A 19,635-nucleotide genomic window follows, 5' to 3' on the forward strand; every position below is an offset into this window, starting at 1 on the left:
AGGCGCGGGGACGCTTTCCTGACTTCAATGATTGCCTTTGCGCATGCATTGCGCAAATAGATAATGGGAATAGGGAGCATAGATATCAGGAATGGCTTTGCCTCGCCCCGAACGGCTGGTCTGGGATCTGGACTGGAACCTCTTGCGGACATTCGTTGTCATCGCCGAGGTGAAGAGCATCACGCGCGCCGCCGAGCGGCTGAACCTCAAGCAGCCAAGCGTCAGCAACGCGTTACGGCGGCTGGAAGACCGGGTTGGCCGGCGGCTGGTCGAGCGCGATGCGACACGCTTCGAGCTCACCGAGGTCGGGCGGCTTCTCTATGAGCAGAGCGTCGAGGTGTTCGGCACCATATCGCAGCTGCCGCTGCTCATGCGCGGCATCAGCGACGACGTCACCGGCCACGTCATGATCGCCACCGCGAGCCATGTCGTTTCGCCACTGTTCGACCAGGCGCTTTCGGAGTTTCACCGCAACTACCCGCGCGCCAGCATCACCATCTCGGTCGCGGCAAGCACCGAAGTGGCCAAGCAGGTGAGGGAGCGCCGCGCCTCCTTCGGCATCTGCCTGGTCAGCCAGCGCGATCCGGCGCTGGAATACGCGATGGTCTATCGCGAGTTCTTCGGCTTCTTCTGCGGTCCCCAGCACAGGCTCTACGGGCAAACCGGACTGACGCTGGCGGATCTGCGGGGCGAGCCCTCCGTATCGTTCCAGACCGACCATATTTCGGACGCGCTGCGGCCAGTCGCGCTGCTGCGCAGCGAGGCCCGGCTGAGCGCCGATGTCGTCGGCGTGTCTTCCAGCCTGGAGGAGGTACGGCGCATGATCGTCGCCGGGCTCGGCATCGGTCCGCTGCCGTTGCATGTCGCGCGGCGCGACGTGGCGGACGGGACGCTGTGGCGGCTGCCGCCCTACGACGCACCACCGGCCATCGACATCTTCCTGCTGGTCAATCCCGACAAGGCGATGAATCGCGCCGAGAAGGCGCTGCTTTCAGGGTTACAGGCGCTGATCGCCGAGACGCCGCTCGGGGACCGCGTCTACAACGGCTGACCGGCCGAAACTTATGGCTGTTCAACCAGGAAGGCCGCGGCGCGGCCTCGCATCGGCTCGTCCAGCGCGACCGAGGCGCGCGCGGCGAGATCGAAACGCACGCAAATCGTCCGGCTCGAGGCATGGACAATGCCGTCGAGCGATCCCGACATCACCTGTTCGAAAGTGACGGACGTGCGGCCGATCTTGACGACATGCGAACGGATGGTGATGAGCGAGCCGGCCTTCGTTTCATGCCGATAGTCGATCTCGGTGCGCACATCGGCCCATCCGGTTTGCGACGGCTGGTTGCCGTCCTGGCCGGCGATATGGCCGAGAAGCTGGAAGCTGGCATCGTCGAACATCGCCGCGTAGTGACGCACATTCATGTGCCCCATTACGTCGCACATCCAGGGATGAGCGACGCCGACGAAGGTGACGAGAGATTTGCTCATGGGGATTGCTCCGTGGCCATGCCGGATCGTGCCGTCCGCGATTGCGGACACGCAATATCGAAATGCGCGACGGCAGGCAAACCGGCTATGTGCCCGGTATTCGTTAGCCGCGCCCTTGGCCGGCTTCAGCAAACGGACTATCTCAGGGGGGCGGCGTTTTCCGCCACGGGGATAGGCATGCTCAGAGTCCAGAAGGTCAAGGTCGACGACATCTACGTGCCGACAGCGCGCAAGAAGACGCTGCACCCGGAGACGGTTCGGCACCTGGCCGAGGATATACTGGAGAATGGCATGAAGACGCCGATCCAGGTCCGCCATGACGGCAAGCGCCATATCCTCGTCGAAGGCCTGCATCGGCTGGAAGCGGCCAAGTGGCTCGGCGAGGCCGAGATCGACGCTTACCTGGTGCAAGCCAAGCGCCACTGACGCTTCCCGGCGCGACGCGGTTGCCTGAGATGTTTGATGCCACTCATCTCGACGAAATTCGTCGCCGAGTCCCAGAGATAGTCGCCATAGAGAAACGGCTCGAAGGGCTCCGTGTCGCTTAGCGGCAACGGCGCGATCTCGGCGTCGACGCGCGGTTCGTAGAAGAATGGGATCGAGAACCTCACCGTCTTCGGCGCAATTACCCGGTGCCGCGTTGCCCGGACACGCCCGCCGGTCCAGCGCTCCAGCAGCTGGCCGAAATTGACCGTCAGCGTGCCGTCGGCCGGCGGCACGTCGATCCATTCGCCGGCCAGGTTCTTTGCCTGCAAACCCTCGACGCCGTCCTGCGCCAGCAATGTGACGAAGCCGGAATCGGCATGCTCGCGGCCGATGATGGTGCGCGTCTCGCCTTTGTGGACGATCGAAAATTCCGGCCCGCTGGTATCGACGCCCGCATTGGCGTCACGCAGGGGATAGCGGATCAGCCGCAGCGTCGAGATGCCGTGCTCGAAATAGCCATCGAAGATCGGTTCCGGCAGGCCAAGCCCGCGGGCGATCGAGCGCATCAGCGCGTTGCCGACCGCTTCCATCGCGCGATAGTAATCCGCCGCCGCCCTACGCCAGCCCGGCAGGGCCTCCTCGGCCGGCAATGGCGTAGGCTCGCGGAGCGGATCGTCACACGCCGAGATATCAGCCGCATGGGCAAGATCCGGTCCCATGTCGATGCCTTCCTTGTAGGAAACGGCTGTCGGCTGCAGCGGGAACCAGCCGCGATAGACGTTCTTCTTCGTGCGGTCGAAATTCCAACGCAGCAATTTCTGCTTCTCCGCGTCGGGAAGCGCGAAGATGCGCAGCAATTGTGCTCGTTTGTCCGGCGTCAGCCAGTCATCGCCGGGAAAATTCCGGACCGCCATGAAGCCGATGCCGGCGGCGGCAGCCATGATCCTGGCGTCGGTGTGATCGCGGGCGGGCGAGGGCGGCCCGAACAGGGCTGCGATGCCCAGGGTTTCGATGTCTGGCGTCATGGCTTCAGGTCCACCGCATCACGATAATCGATGACGTTGTATCAAAGCTTTTCAATTGACCCAATCGGCCCCGCCGCTACCTTGCCGCTCATTCACTCCACCAATGGATCCGGGCGATGGCAAGATATGAGGGCGGATGCCTGTGCAAGGCGGTGCGCTATCGCGCGGACGCCGACCCCATCAACGAACGCATATGCCACTGCCGGCTGTGCCAGAAGGCGATCGGCGCGGCCTTCAACGCCCGCGTGCTGTTTCGCATCGACGATGTGACGATCGAGGGGCAACTGGCGACGGTCAACACGTCGCCGGACCTCCAGCGGGGCTTTTGTCCAAGCTGCGGCACGACGATGTTTTCCCGGCGCGATTCCGCCGGCGTCATCGGCATCACCACCGGTTCGCTCGACGATCCGTCAGCCTTCAGGCCGCAAATGCATATTTTCACGGCTTCGAAGCAGCCTTGGGTGATGCTCGATGACGGCCTGCCGCAATATGACGGCGCACCGCCGCCGAACTAGGGTTTTCGTTCTCTCGCAAGGGGAGAGCGGAGCGCGCAAGTCTGAACAAAATTTGATCCAAAGAGACACGAGATAGCCGGCAAAGCGTCATTGGCGGGCCATCATTGTCTCCCTATCTAGGAGGTGCGGGCCCGGCATTCGAGGAGACGACGGATGAACGACAGCATCAGCACCCTGGACGAGCTTTTGAGCGATCCGATGGTCCTGCTTGTGATGGAGCGCGACCGTGTGCGCCCGGAACAGGTGCGCATGCTGCTCGAACGGGTTCGCCGGCCTTCCGTTGATGAGCCTGTTGTGCCGCCGGCGCATGTAATCGCCAGGACCTGCCAGAAACTCTGGCTGTGCCCGTAATCGCGCTGCGATTGTCCCCTGTGAAGACACAGACCGGCAGTGGGCCTTCGCTGTGGAATGGCGCGTATTTCAGCGCGGCGGCGCCAAGCTTACAAATCCGTAAATTGATTCTCCACCGCATGAGGGTAAGGCTCCCGCGGGACTGACCGGCACCGGTTGGTCCTGCGCAAGTTCGATCTCTCGCATGGAATTCGACATGGCCGGAATGTGTACTCAAGGCGTGGACACCGGCTTCGTCGGTTTGGGATTCGCCAAGGTGGCGTTTCTCGGCGTGGTGCAGGGCATCACCGAATTGCTGCCGATTTCGTCGACCGCCCATATGCGCATCGTGCCGGCCGTGCTCGGCTGGCAGGATCCGGGTTCCGCCTTCTCCGCCGCCATGCAGCTTGCGGCCCTTGCCGCGGTGGTCAGCTATTTCTGGAGCGATGTCAGGGACATCCTGTTCGGTTCGCTCGAGGCCGTGACGCGACGCGATTTCGCCAACCAGCATTTCAGGCTGGCGCTGTGGATCGTGCTGGCGACCATTCCGATCGTCGTTGCCGGGGTGGCGCTGTCGGGCGTGCTCAACGCCTGCAATTCGCCGCTGCGCAGCTTGACGGTCATCGGCTGGGCCTGCATCGTGATGGCGATCCTGCTGGCGCTGGCCGAGATTTTTGCCCGCCACCGGCGCACCATCGGCGAAGCGTCGATGGCCGATGCGCTGCTTGTCGGCGTCGCCCAGATCGGAGCGCTGATACCCGGCGTCTCACGCTCGGGCTCGACCCTGACGGCAGCACTGGGGCTTGGCTTCAAGCGGGCCGAGGCGGCGCGTTTCTCGTTCCTCCTCGGGTTGCCCGCCATTGCACTCGCCGGTCTCAAGGAACTTTGGGAACTGCACAAGATCCATCTCGACGCCCACGGCTGGTCGGTGCTGGCTGTGGGATTGGTCGTCGCCTCGGTTTCCGCCTTCTTCGCCATATGGGGCCTGATGCGCGTGCTGGAGCGCTTCTCGGCCTGGCCGTTCGTCATCTATCGCGGTGTGCTTGGTGTCGTCCTGCTGTTGAGCGTCGCCATGGGATGGCTTTCCTGAGGGCTTCCACAGTCTCGCTTGAAACGGTCTATACCCGTACCGGACCCTGAAGTTCGATTCCGGTACGCGCATGAATATCTTGACCCTCCTCCAATCGGTGCCGCTGCTGCTGGCGCTGGCCAAGGGCGCGCTGCCGTCGGTCGCGGCACTCGGCATGGGATTTGGCCAATGGGTTACCTCGCTGCCGCCATGTCGGGACTTCGCCTTTGAGGCGACCAGCTATCTTGTTTGCGAGGTCGACCCGAAACGCTATGCGATCGAACTGTTCTGGAAGGATCCGGCGGGCAAACCCTTTCAGTCGCTGCACAATCTCCATGCCTCGCAACAGGCGGCAGGGCGCACGATGCTGTTTGCCATCAATGCCGGCATGTATCACCCGAACCTCGATCCGGTCGGTCTCTATGTCGAGCATGGCCGGGAAGTCACATCCGCGAAGGTCGGTTCGGGAAGCGGCAATTTTTCCATGCAGCCGAACGGCATTTTCTACGTGGGCGGCGGCAAGGCCGCGGTCCGTTCGACCAGGGATTTCCTGAGAGCGCGGCCGCCTGTCGACTACGCGACGCAATCCGGACCGATGCTGGTGATCGATGGCCGGCTGCATCCGAAATTCCTCGCCGACAGCACCTCGCGCAAGACCCGCGACGGTGTCGGAGTGCGCAAGGACGGTGTCGCCGTCTTCGCGATTTCGAACGGCACGGTGACCTTCCACGCGTTCGCCCGCCTGTTTCGCGATGCGCTCGGCTGCGACAACGCGCTGTTCCTCGACGGCTCGATATCGAGCCTGCTTGCGCCGGCGATCGGCCGCAACGACGACTACTGGGACCTGGGGCCGATGATCGGTGTCTTCAGGAAGGGCTAGTGACGCGCGTCGCGCCTGCCGCGGAGCTTGACGACGGCGACGGCGACGATGATCACCGCCAAGACCGCGATCGCCGACATGCTGAACAGGCTGGTCGCACCGGGCTGCGCGAAACTGCCGGCGCCCTTGGCCACCAGCCATCCGGGCGACAGCACGACCGGCGCCCAGATGATCGCCGACACGATGTTGGCGATCTGGAACAGGCGGCTGTTCATGCCCATCATGCCCGCGACCAGCGGCACGGTGGCGCGCACCGGTCCGAAGAAGCGCCCGGCGAAGATGGCTGCGAAGCCATAGCGCCGGAAGAACAGGCGTGCCCTGGCGATCTCGCGGCGGTAGCGGTTGAGAGGCCATCCATGGACGACACCGCGTCCCAGCCATCTGCCGAGAAAATAGGAGACGGTGTCGCCAAGCGCCGCCCCGATCATCGCGGCGAGCAAAACGGGCAGCGGCTGGACGATGCCCGCGCCAACCAGGCCGCCGACGATCGCCAGCACGGCGGTGCCAGGCAAAAGGATGCCGATCAGGATCAGCGATTCACCGAAAGCCAGCAGCCCGACGATGACACCGGCCCAGGCCTGATGCGTCTCGATGAAAGAAACACTTTGATCGATGAAGGATTGCACGCCGGCTCCGTGATAAAAACGCTACTCAGCTGCCGCTGTCGAGCGGCTCCTGCAGGGGATGGCGAGCCGGAAGACAAGGGAGCAGTCGCTGCAATGCAATCATCGGATGCCTTTACGGGGATTGTGTCGGAGGCAAGCGCTGGCGCGTATCGTCTCAACAGGGACATCGTGGCGCTGTCAAGGCTGGCCTGGCCGTTGGTGCCGAATGCCGGATTTCACCGCCCGGCATGTACGAAAAAAACTTGATTCAAACTTTATTGGTAATTTCTCGTTCATAACTCGATCTGGTTTGTCCGTCGGCTGCCGTTTTGCCCTCGGTCTGTTGTGTTTTGAGTACAGGTCCAGATGCGGATACCAGGCGTCATCAGTTTCTTGATCGCATCGCTTTGCCTTGCCGGGTGCACATCGACGGCTGGCATCGACGCGCTGGATTTGCAGAAACCGTCGAGCGAGACCACCAGTTCCGTGGTGCGCCCGCCGGCACCGGTGGCGGCAGTCCCGGCGGCGATGGCCAGCAGGGCGCCGAGGGCCGAAAAGGCGCCGGTGGCCGACAATCCCCGGCCTTTCGGCCTGGCGGAGGAAGAGACGGTGGCGTTTCCGGCGCCTGAAGTGCCGGATGTCGGCGGGCTGCCGGTCGAGCCGGCAGCGCTGGTATCGAAGCCAAGGCTGTTGAGCCGCGCCGCCCCGCCGATGCTTGCCGGGCCGCTCACCCGCTACGGCTTTCGCGACGCCAAGCCGATCAATTTCGGCAAGGCTTCGCCCCGGCACCTTGCCGTTCATGGCGTCGACGTCTCGCGCTGGCAAGGCAACGTCAACTGGGAAAAGCTGCGCGCCCAGGGCGCCAACTTCGCCTACATCAAGGCGACCGATGGCGGCGATCATCTCGATCCGATGTTCATGAAGAACTGGCGCAATGCCGACGCCGCCGGCCTGAAGCGCGGCGCCTATCACTTCTTCTACTGGTGCCGCACGGCGGGCGAGCAGGCCGACTGGTTCATCCGCAACGTGCCGAAGATGGATGGCGCGCTGCCGCCGGTGATCGACGTCGAGTGGAACGGCGAATCCAGCTGCAAGCGCCGGCCGTCGCGCGAAAAGGTGCTGGAGAAGATGCAGGTGTTCATGGACAAGCTGGAGCGCCACTACGGCCAGCGGCCCATCATCTATACCTCGCCCGATTTCTATCGCGACAACCTCAGGGGCGAATTCCTCGATTACCCGTTCTGGCTGCGCGCGGTGGCGGCGCACCCGTCAAAGGTCTATCCCGGCCGCAAATGGCTGTTCTGGCAGTATTCCGGCTCCGGACTGTCGCATGGCGTCACCGGCCGCATCGACCTCAACGTCTTCCAGGGCGATGAGCGACAATGGCGGGCTTTCGCCGGCGGTCGGCAGATGGTGGCCGACGCGGATTAGGCCGCGTGGACAAATTAGCCTCTGACAGATTCAGCGATATTGCGAAAAGAGGTCTCTCTGGGCTTGGTTGATCGAACCATCATCCCAGTCGACCTCGCGCTTTGATTGCGGGATGTGTCCCCGCCGATATCCGTTGTTGTAGAACAGCGTCCCATGGATCCCGAGCGCATCGCGCTTCAGGATGGGACGGCCCCAAAGTGGCGCCAGCACACGGCCTGCCTCGTCATCACCAAGCCGTTCGAATAAGTCTTCGGCCAGTTCCATGTCTCGTCCATCCGGGAAGATGGCGGCGTACTCCTCCTCGGTTGCCTGGAACACACTGAAGGTTGCGTTTAAGGCGCCGTCGATGATCTGGATATTCTTCATGTCGCGTGTTCTGGCATTCAACAGCAACGGCGGCAATGGAGCGTAAGTCAGACTTATTGGAGCTGATTGCGGCCCATTCCGTTCCTCGCTCAGCCGCAGCCTCGTCCTCAAGCCCATGATTTCGGCAATCGCGGCACCAATCATGGTGAGAAGCGTAAGCGTGTCGTGCTGGCTTCGATCGGCTCTGACCTAGGCGAATGGCCTCCGGATCGCCCATCCGCTTCAGCCGCCGGCTGCTATCTTGGTTGCCGGCGGCGCGACTCTTCGATGGTGGCATGGGCCAGGACGCCGGAAAATGTCCCGAAATAGAGCAGGACCATGGTGGTAACCATCAGGCTGTAAGTCGACACGTTATTCTCCCTCCGATGATTGCCGAGGAGACAGGACGAACGCTGGATGCGCGTTGACCTGGATCAACCGGAGAGCGCGGCTTTGCGAATGGACAAGACATTGCCGTCGCCTTGATATCTATGTGCGGGTTCCCGCACTCTGTGGCATTGGAGACGAGGTGGAGCTCAAGGTCCTGTTGGTCGGCTTTGCCTGCGCGGTCGCCGGCATGCTGTCGATTGTCACTTTCCTGAAATGGCGGGAGGTGAAGGCGGTCAGCCGCTGGTTGCCGGCGCCGGGAAAGATCATCTCCTCGCGCGTCGAGGCGCGCGAGGTCAGAAGCTCGGGCACCGGTTCGGAGAGCAGCGATGCCACCGAGATCAGGAATTTTCCGGCGATCACCTACGAATACAAGGTGGGCGGCAAGACATTCCAGAGTTCGCACTACAGCGTGCAGGAGAACCTCGGGAATTTCGAAGTCACCGAGACCCTGGCGCGGTTTCCACGCGGCGCCAAGGTGACTGTCTTCTACAACCCGTCCGATCCGGCCAAGGCCGTGATCGAGCGCACCATGCCCGACGGCGCCTTCAAGTTCATGGTCCAGCTTTCGGCGGGGCTGGTGGTCGGCGCGCTGGTGCTGGTGTTCTCCGTCGGCGGCGTGCTGGAGGCCATCGGCCCGCATTTGCCCAAACCACAAAACCTCGGCGCGGCAGCGCTGCTGCTGTTCATGGGCCTGTTCGTGCTGCGCATGGGCTTCGTGCAGAAAGCGATGGCCGAGCAGGCGGCGAAATGGCCGGTCGCCGCCGGCCACATCGATGCGTCAGGCCTGCGGGCAATCAAGACCCGCGACCGGTTCGAGTCCTACCGGCCCTGGCGCACTGTTTTCAAGTCCCGCGTCGTCTACAGCTATGGCGTCGCCGGCCAGCGCTACAGCGCCGATCGCGTCGCCTTCGGCGCCACCGTGACGGCTTCGCTGCCTGGCCTCGTCGGCGGCCAGGCGGCGCGCTATGTCGAGGGCGGCAAGGTCGACGTGCACTATGATCCCGCCAACCCCGCCTCGGCGGTGCTCGAATGCCGGGTGCGCGGGCTCTGGGTTCTGTGGGCCTGTTCCGTTGGCTTTCTCGGCGGCGCCGCTTTGCTGATCGGGCTGGTCTGAGGCGCCGGATGCCTTCAGCAGCGGGCGAGGGGCCCGCTGTCGAAGCCAGGCCAGGTGAACCGCACTTTGACGCCGTGCCTGACCATATGGACGACACGGGAAAACGGCTCCGCGAGCGACGGGTCCGCGCCGTAGCACTGGCTCGCATGCACCACCCAGCCGGTGGCGGATTTGTGGAATGTCGCGTGCTCGCAGCCGAATTGGGGAAGCGACAGGGCCGACTGATCCACGGTGAAGACAGTCTGGCGCTGGACATCCGCGGCCGCGCTGCAGTTCAGGCGTTCGCTGGACCACGTCCCGACATAGGGCGCCGCCGCCAGTGCCGTGCCACCCGCGAACGCGGACATTGCCATCGTCATCACCAAACGCCGCATCATTTGTCTCCTTGGGCACCGTGCTCGACCATACAGATTGTGGGGGCGGCGCGGGGCAAGTTTTCGTTCGAGGTGCGATAAAGGCAGCTGTCTGGAATTTCGCTTATGGTTTTGTGCGGATGATTCGCAAACTGGCCTTCGTTCGCCCGGGGCTGCTCGGCAGCGGCGGGCGCCAAGGAATGCCTGCTGAGCCACGCCACCTATCGCGCAAATCCTGTAGGGATTATCCTACGCGCCTTGAACGCTCCGAGACCCAGCGATGAGCAAGCGCATCGAAGACATGAGAAATCTCGGACCAGCCACGGCGCGGATGCTGGCGGAAATTGACATTCTCTGTGAGGAGGATTTGCGCAGTTTCGGCGTGGTCGAAGCTTACCACGGACTGAAATTCCGCTTCGGACAGCATGTGACGATCGTCGCGCTCTATGCGATGGAGGCAGCAATTCGCGGTTGCGACTGGCGGGCGCTTGATACCGAAACCAAGGAGCATCTGCGTGAGCAGGCGCGCCAGAACAGGCATTAGGTACCAAACTGCAGCTTGTCATATTGCGAGCAGCTCTTGTTCAGACCCAATCCTGACACAGATCGGGAGGCTCACCGGCCTCAGCGGACATTGCCATCGTCAAACGCCGCATCGCCAAGGAGCAAAACGCAGCCGCTCCGGATTTCGCTTATGCTTTTGCGCGGATGATGCGACTGTGCGGGCCCGCACGCACCCAGGCTTTGGCTTGCACAACACTTTCCCAGGGACGTTTGATGATCACCCGCAAACTGGCCTTCGTTTTCCTGGGGCTGCTCGGCCCGATGCAGGCAGCGGGCGCAAAGGAATGCCTGCTGAGCCACGCCACCTACCGGGAGCTGCGCTCTGGCGCGGTGATGCAGTTCCGGCCGATCGACAACGAGCCGGCGGCGCTGACGGCCGAGGTGTTTTCGCTGACCGTGCCGCATACCGACATCCGCCTGCCGGCCGACATCACCTGGACCAATGGCAAGAATTCGTTTCCGCTCGGCACCATCCGCCACGCCTGCACCGACGACGACCGCGAAGCGGGGCTGGAGGACGGCAGCGGGCTGTGCAGGATATGGGATGGGCAGGTCTATGCCTTGACCGGAGGCGGCGCCGAGCAGTTGAATTCCCGCGAAGCGACACCGGCGCCGAAAGGGCTGCTGCTTCCTGATTTCGGTGCGGCCTTCACCGAAGGAGCCGATTTCGCCAAAGCCAATCCCGAGGGCTCGGCGTGGGATGCCTTCACCTTGACGGGATGCAGCGATGAATAGCGCCATGAGATCGATCGTCTGGGCCTGCGCCCTGTTGGCATCCCTGACGGTATCCGCCGTGGCACGTGTGGACGAGCCGGCGCCGTCGCGCCCGCCCATCGACAAATGCGCCTGGGAAAGACTGGCCGACAAGACGATCGGTCTTGCCGCGTGGGTGCAGCGCTGCGATTTCGGCTTCCGCCAGATCCATTTCGAGTTCGCCGGCAACGCTCTCGCCATCAAATACAGCGATGGCGGCGTGGCCGATCCACTTGTCGAGGTGTTCGATATCAAGCCTGGCGAAACCGCCGAGGCCGCATTGCAGCGGCTGTTCCTGGAAAAGACCGACAAGGCCGTCAGCGCCCGTTGCGTGAGGGCGCCTTACATGGAAGGAACCGTGCCCGACGGCGTCAAGCGCTACATTTTCAGCCCCGACGCCGCCTACGCGAAAGAACTGAAAGCACTCGCCAACCCCAACGAGGTTCCCGACCCGCCCTGCGGCGGCTGGGGTGAAATGCCGGATGGCATCCAGTATTTCGAGGTGCCTGCAGGTGGAGCGCACAAGGTGCTGTTCGTCCGCATAGGCCAGGACGAGCCGTTGTTTGATGAGCAGACGTTGAGGGTGTTGCTGGCGGGGTAGGTGTCGGATCAGAAGTTAGGATCGGTTTGGATCGCGTGATCCAGTTCTGCCCCTCCGCTTATCTACCTTCTACATCAGGTCTCGTTGTTAACTCGGGTAACGCATCCCATGCCAAGTTTCTCCGGGGTCCTTCGGAATCGGCTTCGGGCGCCACGTTATCGAGGAAGTCGGATCGAGCCCCTTTGAAAGCGTCGCATCTGCTCGTTCTAGAAGATAGTCCGGAGACTCGCCGACAAAGGCTCTGCCTTCCCAAAGAGCGCCACTCTCAAACGGATGGAATTGAATGCGAAATACCGGCCAACTTTTCTTCTTCGCGCGCATTAATTGGGTGGCCTGATTGTATTCACGCGATTCATAGATATGCATACAGTGGCAGAGGATGTCGTCAATCGATGTTCGCCCTGAAAATATAGCTATGAACTCGGCTCCATTTAACGTGGCCTTAGATAAGACCCAGCAATTTCTTATTGTAGAGTATTGGCTCCCAAAGTAGGAGCGAAATAGACCAATTTGATACTTAATAAACTCCTGCGCAGATTTTCTATCCTGAAAGTATTTTTCAATCTCGCGCTCTATTTCTGTTTTCGACGCGCCTGAACGGATCGCATTTGAGATGGCAGTCCGTGCTCGGCGTTCGTCGTTTGGGTGTACGGCGAAGGGGGCGCTGTCAAATGCAAACGCCCCCTTCAATTGTCTACGCCAATCGGCCATAGCAAATGTGAGTTCTCAGCTGCACCCGCTCGTCGCGCCGCACGTGTCGCACTTCTCACAGGTCCCGTTGCGCACCATCGTAAAGTTCTGGCACTCGGAGCAGGAATTGCCGGTGTAGCCTTGCAGCAGTGACCTGGCGCGGCGGTCGGCGGCGAGTTTCTTCGCTTCGGCCGCTTCATTGGCTGCGGCGTCGGTGAACAGCGCCGCCGTGGCGTCCGAAGCCTCGGAAGCAGCGCCCGCCGCTCCCTCGAAGGCGATCTCCTCGGCCAATTCCCTGGCCCGCTCCTCATAGTCGCGCTTGTAGGCGACCGCCTCGTCGCTGGCCGGTTTCAGCGCCAGCACGTTGGAGCCCGAGAAGGCGGTCGGTGCCGAGCGGGCAGGGGCGCCGGAGGGAGCCGAACCGGCAAACCCCTTCGGATCGTTGCCGCTGACGCGCGACACCAGCTTCACCGGCGAGGCGCCACGGGTCAGGCCCTTGGAGACGGCGTCGGTCTTGCCTTCGCTGATGTTGCGGCCAAGTGCGGTGTTGGAGAAGTCCGACTGGTCGACATGGGCGAGGTCGTTGCGGCCGAGATAGGAGATGGCAAGCTCGCGGAACACATAGTCGAGGATCGACGTCGCGCTCTTGATGGCGTCGTTGCCCTGCACCATGCCGGCCGGCTCGAACTTGGTGAAGGTGAAGGCGTGCACATATTCGTCGAGCGGCACGCCATATTGCAGGCCGAGCGAGATGGCGATGGCGAAGTTGTTGAGAAGGCCACGCAGGGTCGCGCCTTCCTTGTTCATGTCGATGAAGATCTCGCCGAGGCGGCCATCGTCATATTCGCCGGTGCGCAGGAAGATGGTGTTGCCACCGATCTTGGCCTTCTGGGTATAGCCCTTGCGGCGGCCAGGCAGCTTTTCCTGCTCGCGCGACACGCGCTCGATGATGCGCTCGACGATCCGTTCGGTGATCTGCACCGCGCGCTGCGCGGCGGGCGCGGCGATCAGCTGTTCGACGGCTTCCTCCTCGTCTTCCTCGCCATCGGCGAGCAGCGAGGAATTCAGCGGCTGCGACAGCTTCGAGCCGTCGCGGTAGAGCGCGTTGGCCTTCAGCGCCAGCTTCCACGACAGCATGTAGGCGCCCTTGGCGTCTTCCACCGTCGCATCGTTCGGCATGTTGATGGTCTTGGAGATGGCGCCGGAGATGAAGGGCTGTGCCGCCGCCATCATCTGGATGTGGCTGTTGATCGACAGCGAGCGCTTGCCGATCTTGCCGCACGGGCTGGCGCAGTCGAACACGGCAAGGTGTTCGGCCTTGAGGAAGGGCGCGCCTTCCAGCGTCATGGCACCGCAGACATGGATGTTGGCGGCCTCGATGTCCTTCTTCGCGAAGCCGAGCGCCGGCAGCATCTCGAACGAGAAGTCGTTGAGCTGCTCGTCGGTGAACCCGAACGTCTCCTTCACCCAGTCGGCGCCCAGCGTCCACTGGTTGAAGACGAACTTGATGTCGAAGGCCGACTTCAGCGCCGCGTTGAGCGCCGCGATCTTGTCGTCGGTGAAACCCTTTGCCTTGAGCGAGCCGGGATTGACGCCGGGTGCCTGGTTGAGATTGCCGTGGCCGACCGCATAGGCCTCCATCTCGGCGATCTGGGCTTCCGAATAGCCGAGCGTGCGCAGCGCTTCCGGCACGGCGCGGTTGATGATCTTGAAGTAGCCGCCGCCGGCCAGCTTCTTGAACTTCACCAGCGCGAAGTCGGGCTCGATGCCGGTTGTGTCGCAATCCATGACCAAGCCGATCGTGCCGGTCGGCGCGATCACGGTCGCCTGCGCATTGCGGTAGCCATGCTCCTCGCCGAGCTCGATGGCGCGGTCCCAGGCGGCTTTCGCATGCTCGGCAAGCGCCTGCTGCTTGAGGTCGGAAGCGACCAGCGGCACCGGGTTGACGGCCAGCTTCTCGTAGCCGTCCTTGTCGCCATAGGCGGCGCGGCGATGGTTGCGCATGACGCGCAGCATGTTCTGCGCGTTGCGGTCGTAATCGGCGAAGGCGCCGAGCTCGGAAGCCATCTCGGCGGAGGTGGCATAGGCGGTGCCGGTCATGATCGCGGTAAGCGCTGCGCAGATGGCGCGGCCCTCGTCGGAATCATAGGGGATGCCCGAGGTCATCAGCAGGCCGCCAATATTGGCATAGCCGAGGCCGAGCGTGCGGTATTCGTAGGAGAGCTTGGCGATCTCCTTCGACGGGAACTGCGCCATCATCACCGAGATCTCGAGCACGATGGTCCACAGCCGCACGGTGTGCTCATAGGCGGCGATATCGATCGTGCCGTCGGCATTGCGGTAGGGCAGGAGGTTGATCGAGGCGAGGTTGCAGGCGGTGTCGTCGAGGAACATGTATTCCGAGCACGGGTTGGACGCCCGGATCGCACCGGCGGAGGCGCAGGTGTGCCAGTCGTTCATCGTCGTGTTGAAATGCAGGCCCGGATCGGCCGATGCCCAGGCGGCGTAGCCGATCTTTTCCCACAGATCGCGCGCCTTCAGCGTCTTCAGGACCTTGCCGTCCTTGCGGGCGGTGAGGTGCCAGTCGGCATCATCCTCGACGGCGCGCAGGAAATTGTCCTTCAGCGACACCGAATTGTTGGAGTTCTGGCCCGAAACCGTGAGGTAGGCGTCCGAATCCCAGTCGGTGTCGTAGGTCTTGAACGACATCGAGGTGTAGCCCTGCTTGGCGAACTGGATGACGCGGTAGATGTAGTTCTCCGGCACCGCGTCCTTCTTGGCTGCCTTGATCTCGCGCTTCAGCGCGGTGTTGATCGACGGGTCGAAGCAGTCGTCGCCATTGCCTTCGCAGTTGACGCAGGCCTTCATTATCGCTTCGAGATGCTTCTTGACGATCTTGGAGCCGGTCACCAGCGAGGCGACCTTCTGCTCTTCATTGACCTTCCAGTCGATGAATTCCTCGATATCGGGGTGGTCGGCGTCGACTATGACCATCTTGGCGGCGCGGCGCGTGGTGCCGCCCGACTTGATGGCGCCCGCGGCGCGGTCGCCGATCTTGAGGAAGCTCATCAGGCCGGACGAGCGGCCGCCGCCGGACAGTTTCTCGCCTTCGCCGCGCAGCAGCGAGAAATTGGAGCCGGTGCCCGAGCCGTATTTGAACAGGCGCGCTTCACGCACCCAAAGGTCCATGATGCCGCCCTCGTTGACGAGGTCGTCCTGCACACCCTGGATGAAGCAGGCATGCGGCTGCGGGTGCTCGTAGGAGGATTTCGACTTGGTCAGCTTGCCGGTGAAGGGATCGACATAGAAGTGGCCCTGGCTCGGGCCGTCGATGCCGTAGGCCCAGTGCAGGCCGGTGTTGAACCATTGCGGCGAGTTCGGCGCCACGCGCTGGGTGGCCAGCATGTAGGCAAGCTCGTCGCGGAAGGCGCGCGCGTCTTCCTCCGATGACTTGAAGTAGCCGCCCTTCCAGCCCCAATAGGTCCAGGTGCCGGCCAGCCGGTCGAAGACCTGGCGGGCGTCGATCTCGGAGCCGTAGCGCTCGGCTTCCGGCAGCTTGGCCAGTTCGGCCTCGTCGGCGACGGAGCGCCACAGGAAGGAGGGGACGTCGTTCTCCTCGACCTTCTTCAGGCGCGCGGGGACACCGGCCTTGCGGAAATACTTCTGCGCCAGGATGTCGGCGGCGACCTGGGAGAACTGCGCCGGCACATCGATATTGTCCAAGCGGAACACCACCGAGCCATCCGGATTCTTGATCTCCGAAAGCGCCTTGCGGAATTCGATCTCCGCGTAAGCCGATTGCCCCTGCTTGGTGAAACGCCGCTCGATGCGCATTGGTCCTGTCCCTTTTGTCTATATATAGCGCTTTTCCCCGGGGATTTCTGCCCCCAATGCGAAACGCGCATGTCCGCCGTCCGCCGGCGTTCGAAAACGGCCGGCTCTCCATTTCGCAGCCTTCGTCCGCCCTGCTGGTCAAACTCCTTGCGAAGCGCCTGTCCAACTCGCCGACGAACCCCGCGGGTCCCTCAAAACTGAATTTTTTCCGATTCCCTCGACCGAGGGAAATTCACACTATCTAGCGTCGAACCTAGCTGCAAACACTAAATATAGTATTAACAGACAATTTATTCCAGTCCGACAATTCTCCCTATCGTCCCCCAAGCCGCCACAATTCCAACGCTTCCGCCGGCCTCGTAAACAGGCGGAAATGCGGGCAAAAACACACATAATCCGGGAAAAAAGACCGGGCTCAGAACTTTCCGGTCGCACTCTCAACAGGAGCACATGGCCTATAAAAGGCGACTCGTTTTGCGCCGTCAAGGATTCGTTTGCGTAGGTTTTGTGACCCCAACATCTTGTGTGTCACATATGTGGATAACGGGGAAAGAATTGCGGTGCGGCGATGGCGATTTGCCGCCTGCGCGGCCGACGATCCGGCCGAGCGCGAGCTTGCCAAGCCCGACCGCCGCGCTCAGCCGTAATGCAGCCTGGGTTTTGGTTCGGTGCCGGTGAACCGCACCCCGATCCGGTCATTGCGGCGCCAGCGAACCTCGCAGCGATAGGCAATGCCGTCGACCGGCACATAGAGCAGAAAGCGATCCGGCACCCGGGCTTCGACCGTGATCTTCAGTTCGGCACCGTCTTCATGCTGATTGCGCAGCGTGCAGCTGACTTCCGAATTCGAAATTCCGGTGATGATGGCGCCGCCCTTGAGGACACGCTGGCGGTGCTCGCGCCGGTGCTCATCGGAATCGTCGGGAATTGGTTTTGCAGGGGTTACCATCGATGACTTTGCCAAAGCAGCCGAGTCATATTCTCGATTCGTTAGCAAGGCATTCACGTTGATGGGTGTTTTTCCTCGCAATGCAGCGCGGCGCGACCGCCTGGCGTGCGGTCAGGGAAAGCCGTGCGGATCGGCGCAAAAATAGGCGATGATCTGGCAAAGGTCGGGTTCGTTGATCATGCGCACCGCTTCGCTGGAACTCACCCATTTGCGGGTGCGGGAGCGCTTTTCCTTCCAGCGGTCGGCGATCCTGTCGACCTGCAGGGGAAACACAAGAACTTCACAGGGGACTTGTTCGCCGGAGGCCAACACCTTGGCATAGAAATAGCGGCCGGCCTCGAGATGGGAGACACTTCCGCGCAGTCCGGCTTCCTCGCCGGCCTCGCGCGCCGCGGCCTCGCAGAGCGGCTCCCTGGCCTCCGGCCAACCCTTGGGAAGCACCCAGCGACCGGTATCGCGGCTGGTGATCAGCATGACCTCGACGCCGTTCCCGGTATCGCGCCAAGGCAGGGCGGCAACCTGCAGGCGGCACGGCGCCGTGCCGAAGAGCCGTCGGACCCTTTCGGCCAGATGATTGTGCGTCGTTGGCCTGGTCAACATCGGAGAAGCTAGCCCCAGCCTCCAGAATCGTTTGCCGTCTCACGAATCTTACGGCCAATTGTCGGCAATAAAAGTAAAAACTTTCACTTATCTCGCCGAATACCGCCAATAGACGTCGATTTCGCAAAATATCTGGCCTGCCGGGGCCGTTTGCGAAAGCAAATGATGCCCAACGGCGGCAGCTGATCTGGAACAGGCAGGGGGCTACGAATCAGCCAGGGTGGTCGTCGGCGATCGGCTTCTGATAGGTGAAGCCCATGTCCCATGGAAAATAGATCCAGGTGTCCTGGCTGACTTCGGTGACGAAAGTATCGACCAGTGGCCGGCCCTTCGGCTTGGCGTAGACGGTGGCGAAATGCGCCTTCGGCATCATCGCGCGCACGATTGCCGCTGTCTTGCCGGTATCGGTCAGGTCGTCGATGATCAGCACGCCGGCGCCGTCGTCAGCCAGCAATGCCGGCGTCACCTCCTTCAGCACCTGAAGCTGCCCCTGGCTGGTATAGTCGTGGTAGGAGGCGACACAGACCGTCTCGATGATGCGGATGCCAAGCTCGCGCGAGATGATCGCCGCGGGAACCAGGCCGCCGCGGGTGATGCAGACGATCGCTTTCCATTGCCCCTTGTTGGTGCCCGCAAGCCGCCAGGCGAGCGCTCGGGCGTCGCGGTGGAACTGGTCCCAGGAGACCGGAAAGGCTTTTTCGGGAAGGGACATTTCGCGCACTCCGCACCGCGCGAGAGGGCCGCGCGCGAGAAAACAGGGGAATGCGCGCGGAATTAACTGGAAAGCCTCGGCCTTGGCAAGGCCGGCCTGAGCGATCGCTGTGGACTTAGCGCGACAGGAAGGCTGCTATCGGCGCCGTGCGCAGCACAGTGCGCGTTACCCCGCCGAACAGAAGCTGGCGCAGCCATGAGTGGCTGTAGGCGCCGAGCACCAGCAGATCGGCGCCGGTCTCGGTGATCCGGGTCTGGATGATGTCATCGACCGAACTGCCCCCCGATCTCTGCACGGAGACGCTGACGGTGGCGCCGTGGCGCGACAGGGCGGAAGCGATCTCGGCGCCGGCGGCCTCCGGGCTGTCTTCGAGCGTGTCGGGTGGGCCAATGACCAGTATGTCGGTTTTTTCTGCTTCGATGATGAAGGGCAGGGCGTCGAAGGCGGCGCGGGCCGCTTCCTTGCTGCCGTTCCAGGCGAGCAGCACGCGCTTGTAGGTGGTGACCAGCGGGCCCGCATGCGGCACCACCAGCACCGGCCTGCCTGCGTCGTAGACCAGCGTGTCGACATCCGCGCTCGGGTCACCGCCCGTCTCGCGCTGCGCGGCGATGATCAGATCGGCGGCGCGGACGGTCGAAATGCCGGTCAGCGCGCTGTCGCCCGAAAAACTCTCCAGGCTGCGCCACTCGAAGGAAAGGCCGGAATTCTCGATATATCTGAGAAAAACGGCCTGCAGCTTCTCGGCTCGCTCCCGGTTCATGTCGGCCGAGACCTGCAGGAACTCGGTGTCCGGAAAGCCCGTGGCCGAAGTGTAGGGCACCGGAAGCGTTTCGGCATGGATGCCGATCAGGTGGCTCTCGAACCGGCTGGCGAGCGGAATGGCGCAGTCCAGCACGCGCTCCGCATCCTGTTCGTTCTGCAGAATGGCGACGATGGTTTTGAATCGCATGGTAATCCCTCGGTT

At 62.6% G+C, this 19,635-nt stretch carries 22 protein-coding genes; 11 read left to right on the forward strand and 11 right to left on the reverse strand.

All coding sequences use genetic code 11. The features are described from left to right. Positions 1-91: 91 nt before the first annotated feature. Entirely contained in the window at positions 92-1,051 is a 960-nt protein-coding gene (locus tag OOJ09_RS14010) for a LysR family transcriptional regulator (protein ID WP_269905779.1), read from the forward strand. Positions 1,052-1,062: 11 nt separating this feature from the next. Here OOJ09_RS14010 and OOJ09_RS14015 read toward each other — a convergent pair whose 3' ends face one another. Then, positions 1,063-1,485, reverse strand: a complete 423-nt coding sequence (locus tag OOJ09_RS14015) for an acyl-CoA thioesterase (protein WP_269905780.1) — start codon at positions 1,483-1,485, stop codon at positions 1,063-1,065. A gap of 177 nt (positions 1,486-1,662) precedes the next feature. On the opposite strand from OOJ09_RS14015, the gene OOJ09_RS14020 reads away from it, so the two are divergent. Next, positions 1,663-1,911 (forward strand): ParB N-terminal domain-containing protein, encoded by a 249-nt coding sequence (locus OOJ09_RS14020; RefSeq protein ID WP_269905781.1) that lies wholly within the window; start codon positions 1,663-1,665, stop codon positions 1,909-1,911. Here the strand turns inward: OOJ09_RS14020 and OOJ09_RS14025 are convergent. After that, complete coding sequence (locus OOJ09_RS14025) at positions 1,884-2,936, reverse strand: isopenicillin N synthase family dioxygenase (protein WP_269905782.1); 1,053 nt, start codon at positions 2,934-2,936, stop codon at positions 1,884-1,886. The genes OOJ09_RS14020 and OOJ09_RS14025 overlap by 28 nt on opposite strands. Before the next feature lie 116 nt (positions 2,937-3,052). Between OOJ09_RS14025 and OOJ09_RS14030 the strand changes: the two genes are divergently transcribed. From OOJ09_RS14030 to OOJ09_RS14045, 4 genes are all read left to right on the forward strand, one after another. Next, positions 3,053-3,451 (forward strand): GFA family protein, encoded by a 399-nt coding sequence (locus OOJ09_RS14030; protein ID WP_269905783.1) that lies wholly within the window; start codon positions 3,053-3,055, stop codon positions 3,449-3,451. 153 nt (positions 3,452-3,604) lie between these two features. Continuing rightward, positions 3,605-3,802 (forward strand): hypothetical protein, encoded by a 198-nt coding sequence (locus OOJ09_RS14035; RefSeq protein ID WP_111542483.1) that lies wholly within the window; start codon positions 3,605-3,607, stop codon positions 3,800-3,802. A gap of 196 nt (positions 3,803-3,998) precedes the next feature. After that, complete coding sequence (gene uppP, locus OOJ09_RS14040; RefSeq protein ID WP_269905973.1) at positions 3,999-4,871, forward strand: undecaprenyl-diphosphatase UppP; 873 nt, start codon at positions 3,999-4,001, stop codon at positions 4,869-4,871. A gap of 70 nt (positions 4,872-4,941) precedes the next feature. After that, positions 4,942-5,730: a phosphodiester glycosidase family protein gene (locus OOJ09_RS14045; protein ID WP_269905784.1), complete on the forward strand. Its 789-nt coding sequence runs from the start codon at positions 4,942-4,944 to the stop codon at positions 5,728-5,730. Here the strand turns inward: OOJ09_RS14045 and OOJ09_RS14050 are convergent. Further along, entirely contained in the window at positions 5,727-6,356 is a 630-nt protein-coding gene (locus tag OOJ09_RS14050) for a DedA family protein (protein ID WP_269905785.1), read from the reverse strand. The genes OOJ09_RS14045 and OOJ09_RS14050 overlap by 4 nt on opposite strands. A gap of 345 nt (positions 6,357-6,701) precedes the next feature. Here OOJ09_RS14050 and OOJ09_RS14060 point away from each other — a divergent pair, with 345 nt between their 5' ends. Then, positions 6,702-7,766 (forward strand): GH25 family lysozyme, encoded by a 1,065-nt coding sequence (locus OOJ09_RS14060; RefSeq protein WP_420107511.1) that lies wholly within the window; start codon positions 6,702-6,704, stop codon positions 7,764-7,766. A 30-nt stretch (positions 7,767-7,796) separates the two neighbouring features. Here OOJ09_RS14060 and OOJ09_RS14065 read toward each other — a convergent pair whose 3' ends face one another. Continuing rightward, the gene (locus OOJ09_RS14065; protein WP_269905788.1) at positions 7,797-8,132 is read right to left on the reverse strand and encodes a hypothetical protein; all 336 of its coding nucleotides are present in this window, start codon (positions 8,130-8,132) and stop codon (positions 7,797-7,799) included. Between the two features lie 508 nt (positions 8,133-8,640). Between OOJ09_RS14065 and OOJ09_RS14070 the strand changes: the two genes are divergently transcribed. Next, positions 8,641-9,615: a DUF3592 domain-containing protein gene (locus OOJ09_RS14070; RefSeq protein ID WP_269905789.1), complete on the forward strand. Its 975-nt coding sequence runs from the start codon at positions 8,641-8,643 to the stop codon at positions 9,613-9,615. A 14-nt stretch (positions 9,616-9,629) separates the two neighbouring features. On the opposite strand, the gene OOJ09_RS14075 is transcribed toward OOJ09_RS14070, so the two are convergent. After that, a complete protein-coding gene (locus OOJ09_RS14075; RefSeq protein WP_269905790.1) occupies positions 9,630-9,989 on the reverse strand; it encodes a hypothetical protein in 360 nt (119 codons plus the stop codon). Positions 9,990-10,248: 259 nt separating this feature from the next. On the opposite strand from OOJ09_RS14075, the gene OOJ09_RS14080 reads away from it, so the two are divergent. From OOJ09_RS14080 to OOJ09_RS14090, 3 genes are all read left to right on the forward strand, one after another. Further along, the gene (locus OOJ09_RS14080) at positions 10,249-10,512 is read left to right on the forward strand and encodes a TfoX/Sxy family DNA transformation protein (RefSeq protein ID WP_269905791.1); all 264 of its coding nucleotides are present in this window, start codon (positions 10,249-10,251) and stop codon (positions 10,510-10,512) included. Positions 10,513-10,745: 233 nt separating this feature from the next. Next, positions 10,746-11,267, forward strand: a complete 522-nt coding sequence (locus OOJ09_RS14085; protein WP_269905792.1) for a hypothetical protein — start codon at positions 10,746-10,748, stop codon at positions 11,265-11,267. 4 nt (positions 11,268-11,271) lie between these two features. Then, positions 11,272-11,886: a hypothetical protein gene (locus OOJ09_RS14090; RefSeq protein WP_269905793.1), complete on the forward strand. Its 615-nt coding sequence runs from the start codon at positions 11,272-11,274 to the stop codon at positions 11,884-11,886. 87 nt (positions 11,887-11,973) lie between these two features. Here OOJ09_RS14090 and OOJ09_RS14095 read toward each other — a convergent pair whose 3' ends face one another. From OOJ09_RS14095 to OOJ09_RS14120, 6 genes are all read right to left on the reverse strand, one after another. Beyond that, the gene (locus OOJ09_RS14095) at positions 11,974-12,597 is read right to left on the reverse strand and encodes a hypothetical protein (RefSeq protein WP_269905794.1); all 624 of its coding nucleotides are present in this window, start codon (positions 12,595-12,597) and stop codon (positions 11,974-11,976) included. Between the two features lie 15 nt (positions 12,598-12,612). Beyond that, positions 12,613-16,410, reverse strand: coding sequence for a vitamin B12-dependent ribonucleotide reductase (locus tag OOJ09_RS14100; RefSeq protein ID WP_269905795.1), 3,798 nt, complete (start codon positions 16,408-16,410; stop codon positions 12,613-12,615). Between the two features lie 637 nt (positions 16,411-17,047). Beyond that, a complete protein-coding gene (locus OOJ09_RS14105) occupies positions 17,048-17,359 on the reverse strand; it encodes a PilZ domain-containing protein (RefSeq protein WP_269905796.1) in 312 nt (103 codons plus the stop codon). A gap of 111 nt (positions 17,360-17,470) precedes the next feature. Continuing rightward, positions 17,471-17,959 (reverse strand): NUDIX hydrolase, encoded by a 489-nt coding sequence (locus tag OOJ09_RS14110; RefSeq protein ID WP_269905797.1) that lies wholly within the window; start codon positions 17,957-17,959, stop codon positions 17,471-17,473. 211 nt (positions 17,960-18,170) lie between these two features. Beyond that, positions 18,171-18,671 carry a xanthine phosphoribosyltransferase gene (gene gpt / locus OOJ09_RS14115; RefSeq protein WP_269905798.1) on the reverse strand — a complete coding sequence of 167 codons (501 nt, stop codon included), beginning with the start codon at positions 18,669-18,671 and terminating at the stop codon, positions 18,171-18,173. Between the two features lie 115 nt (positions 18,672-18,786). Then, a complete protein-coding gene (locus OOJ09_RS14120) occupies positions 18,787-19,620 on the reverse strand; it encodes a universal stress protein (protein ID WP_269905799.1) in 834 nt (277 codons plus the stop codon). Positions 19,621-19,635: the final 15 nt, after the last annotated feature.

This window comes from Mesorhizobium qingshengii, from assembly GCF_027563465.1.
In the GTDB taxonomy this organism is placed as follows: Bacteria; Pseudomonadota; Alphaproteobacteria; order Rhizobiales; family Rhizobiaceae; genus Mesorhizobium; species Mesorhizobium qingshengii_A.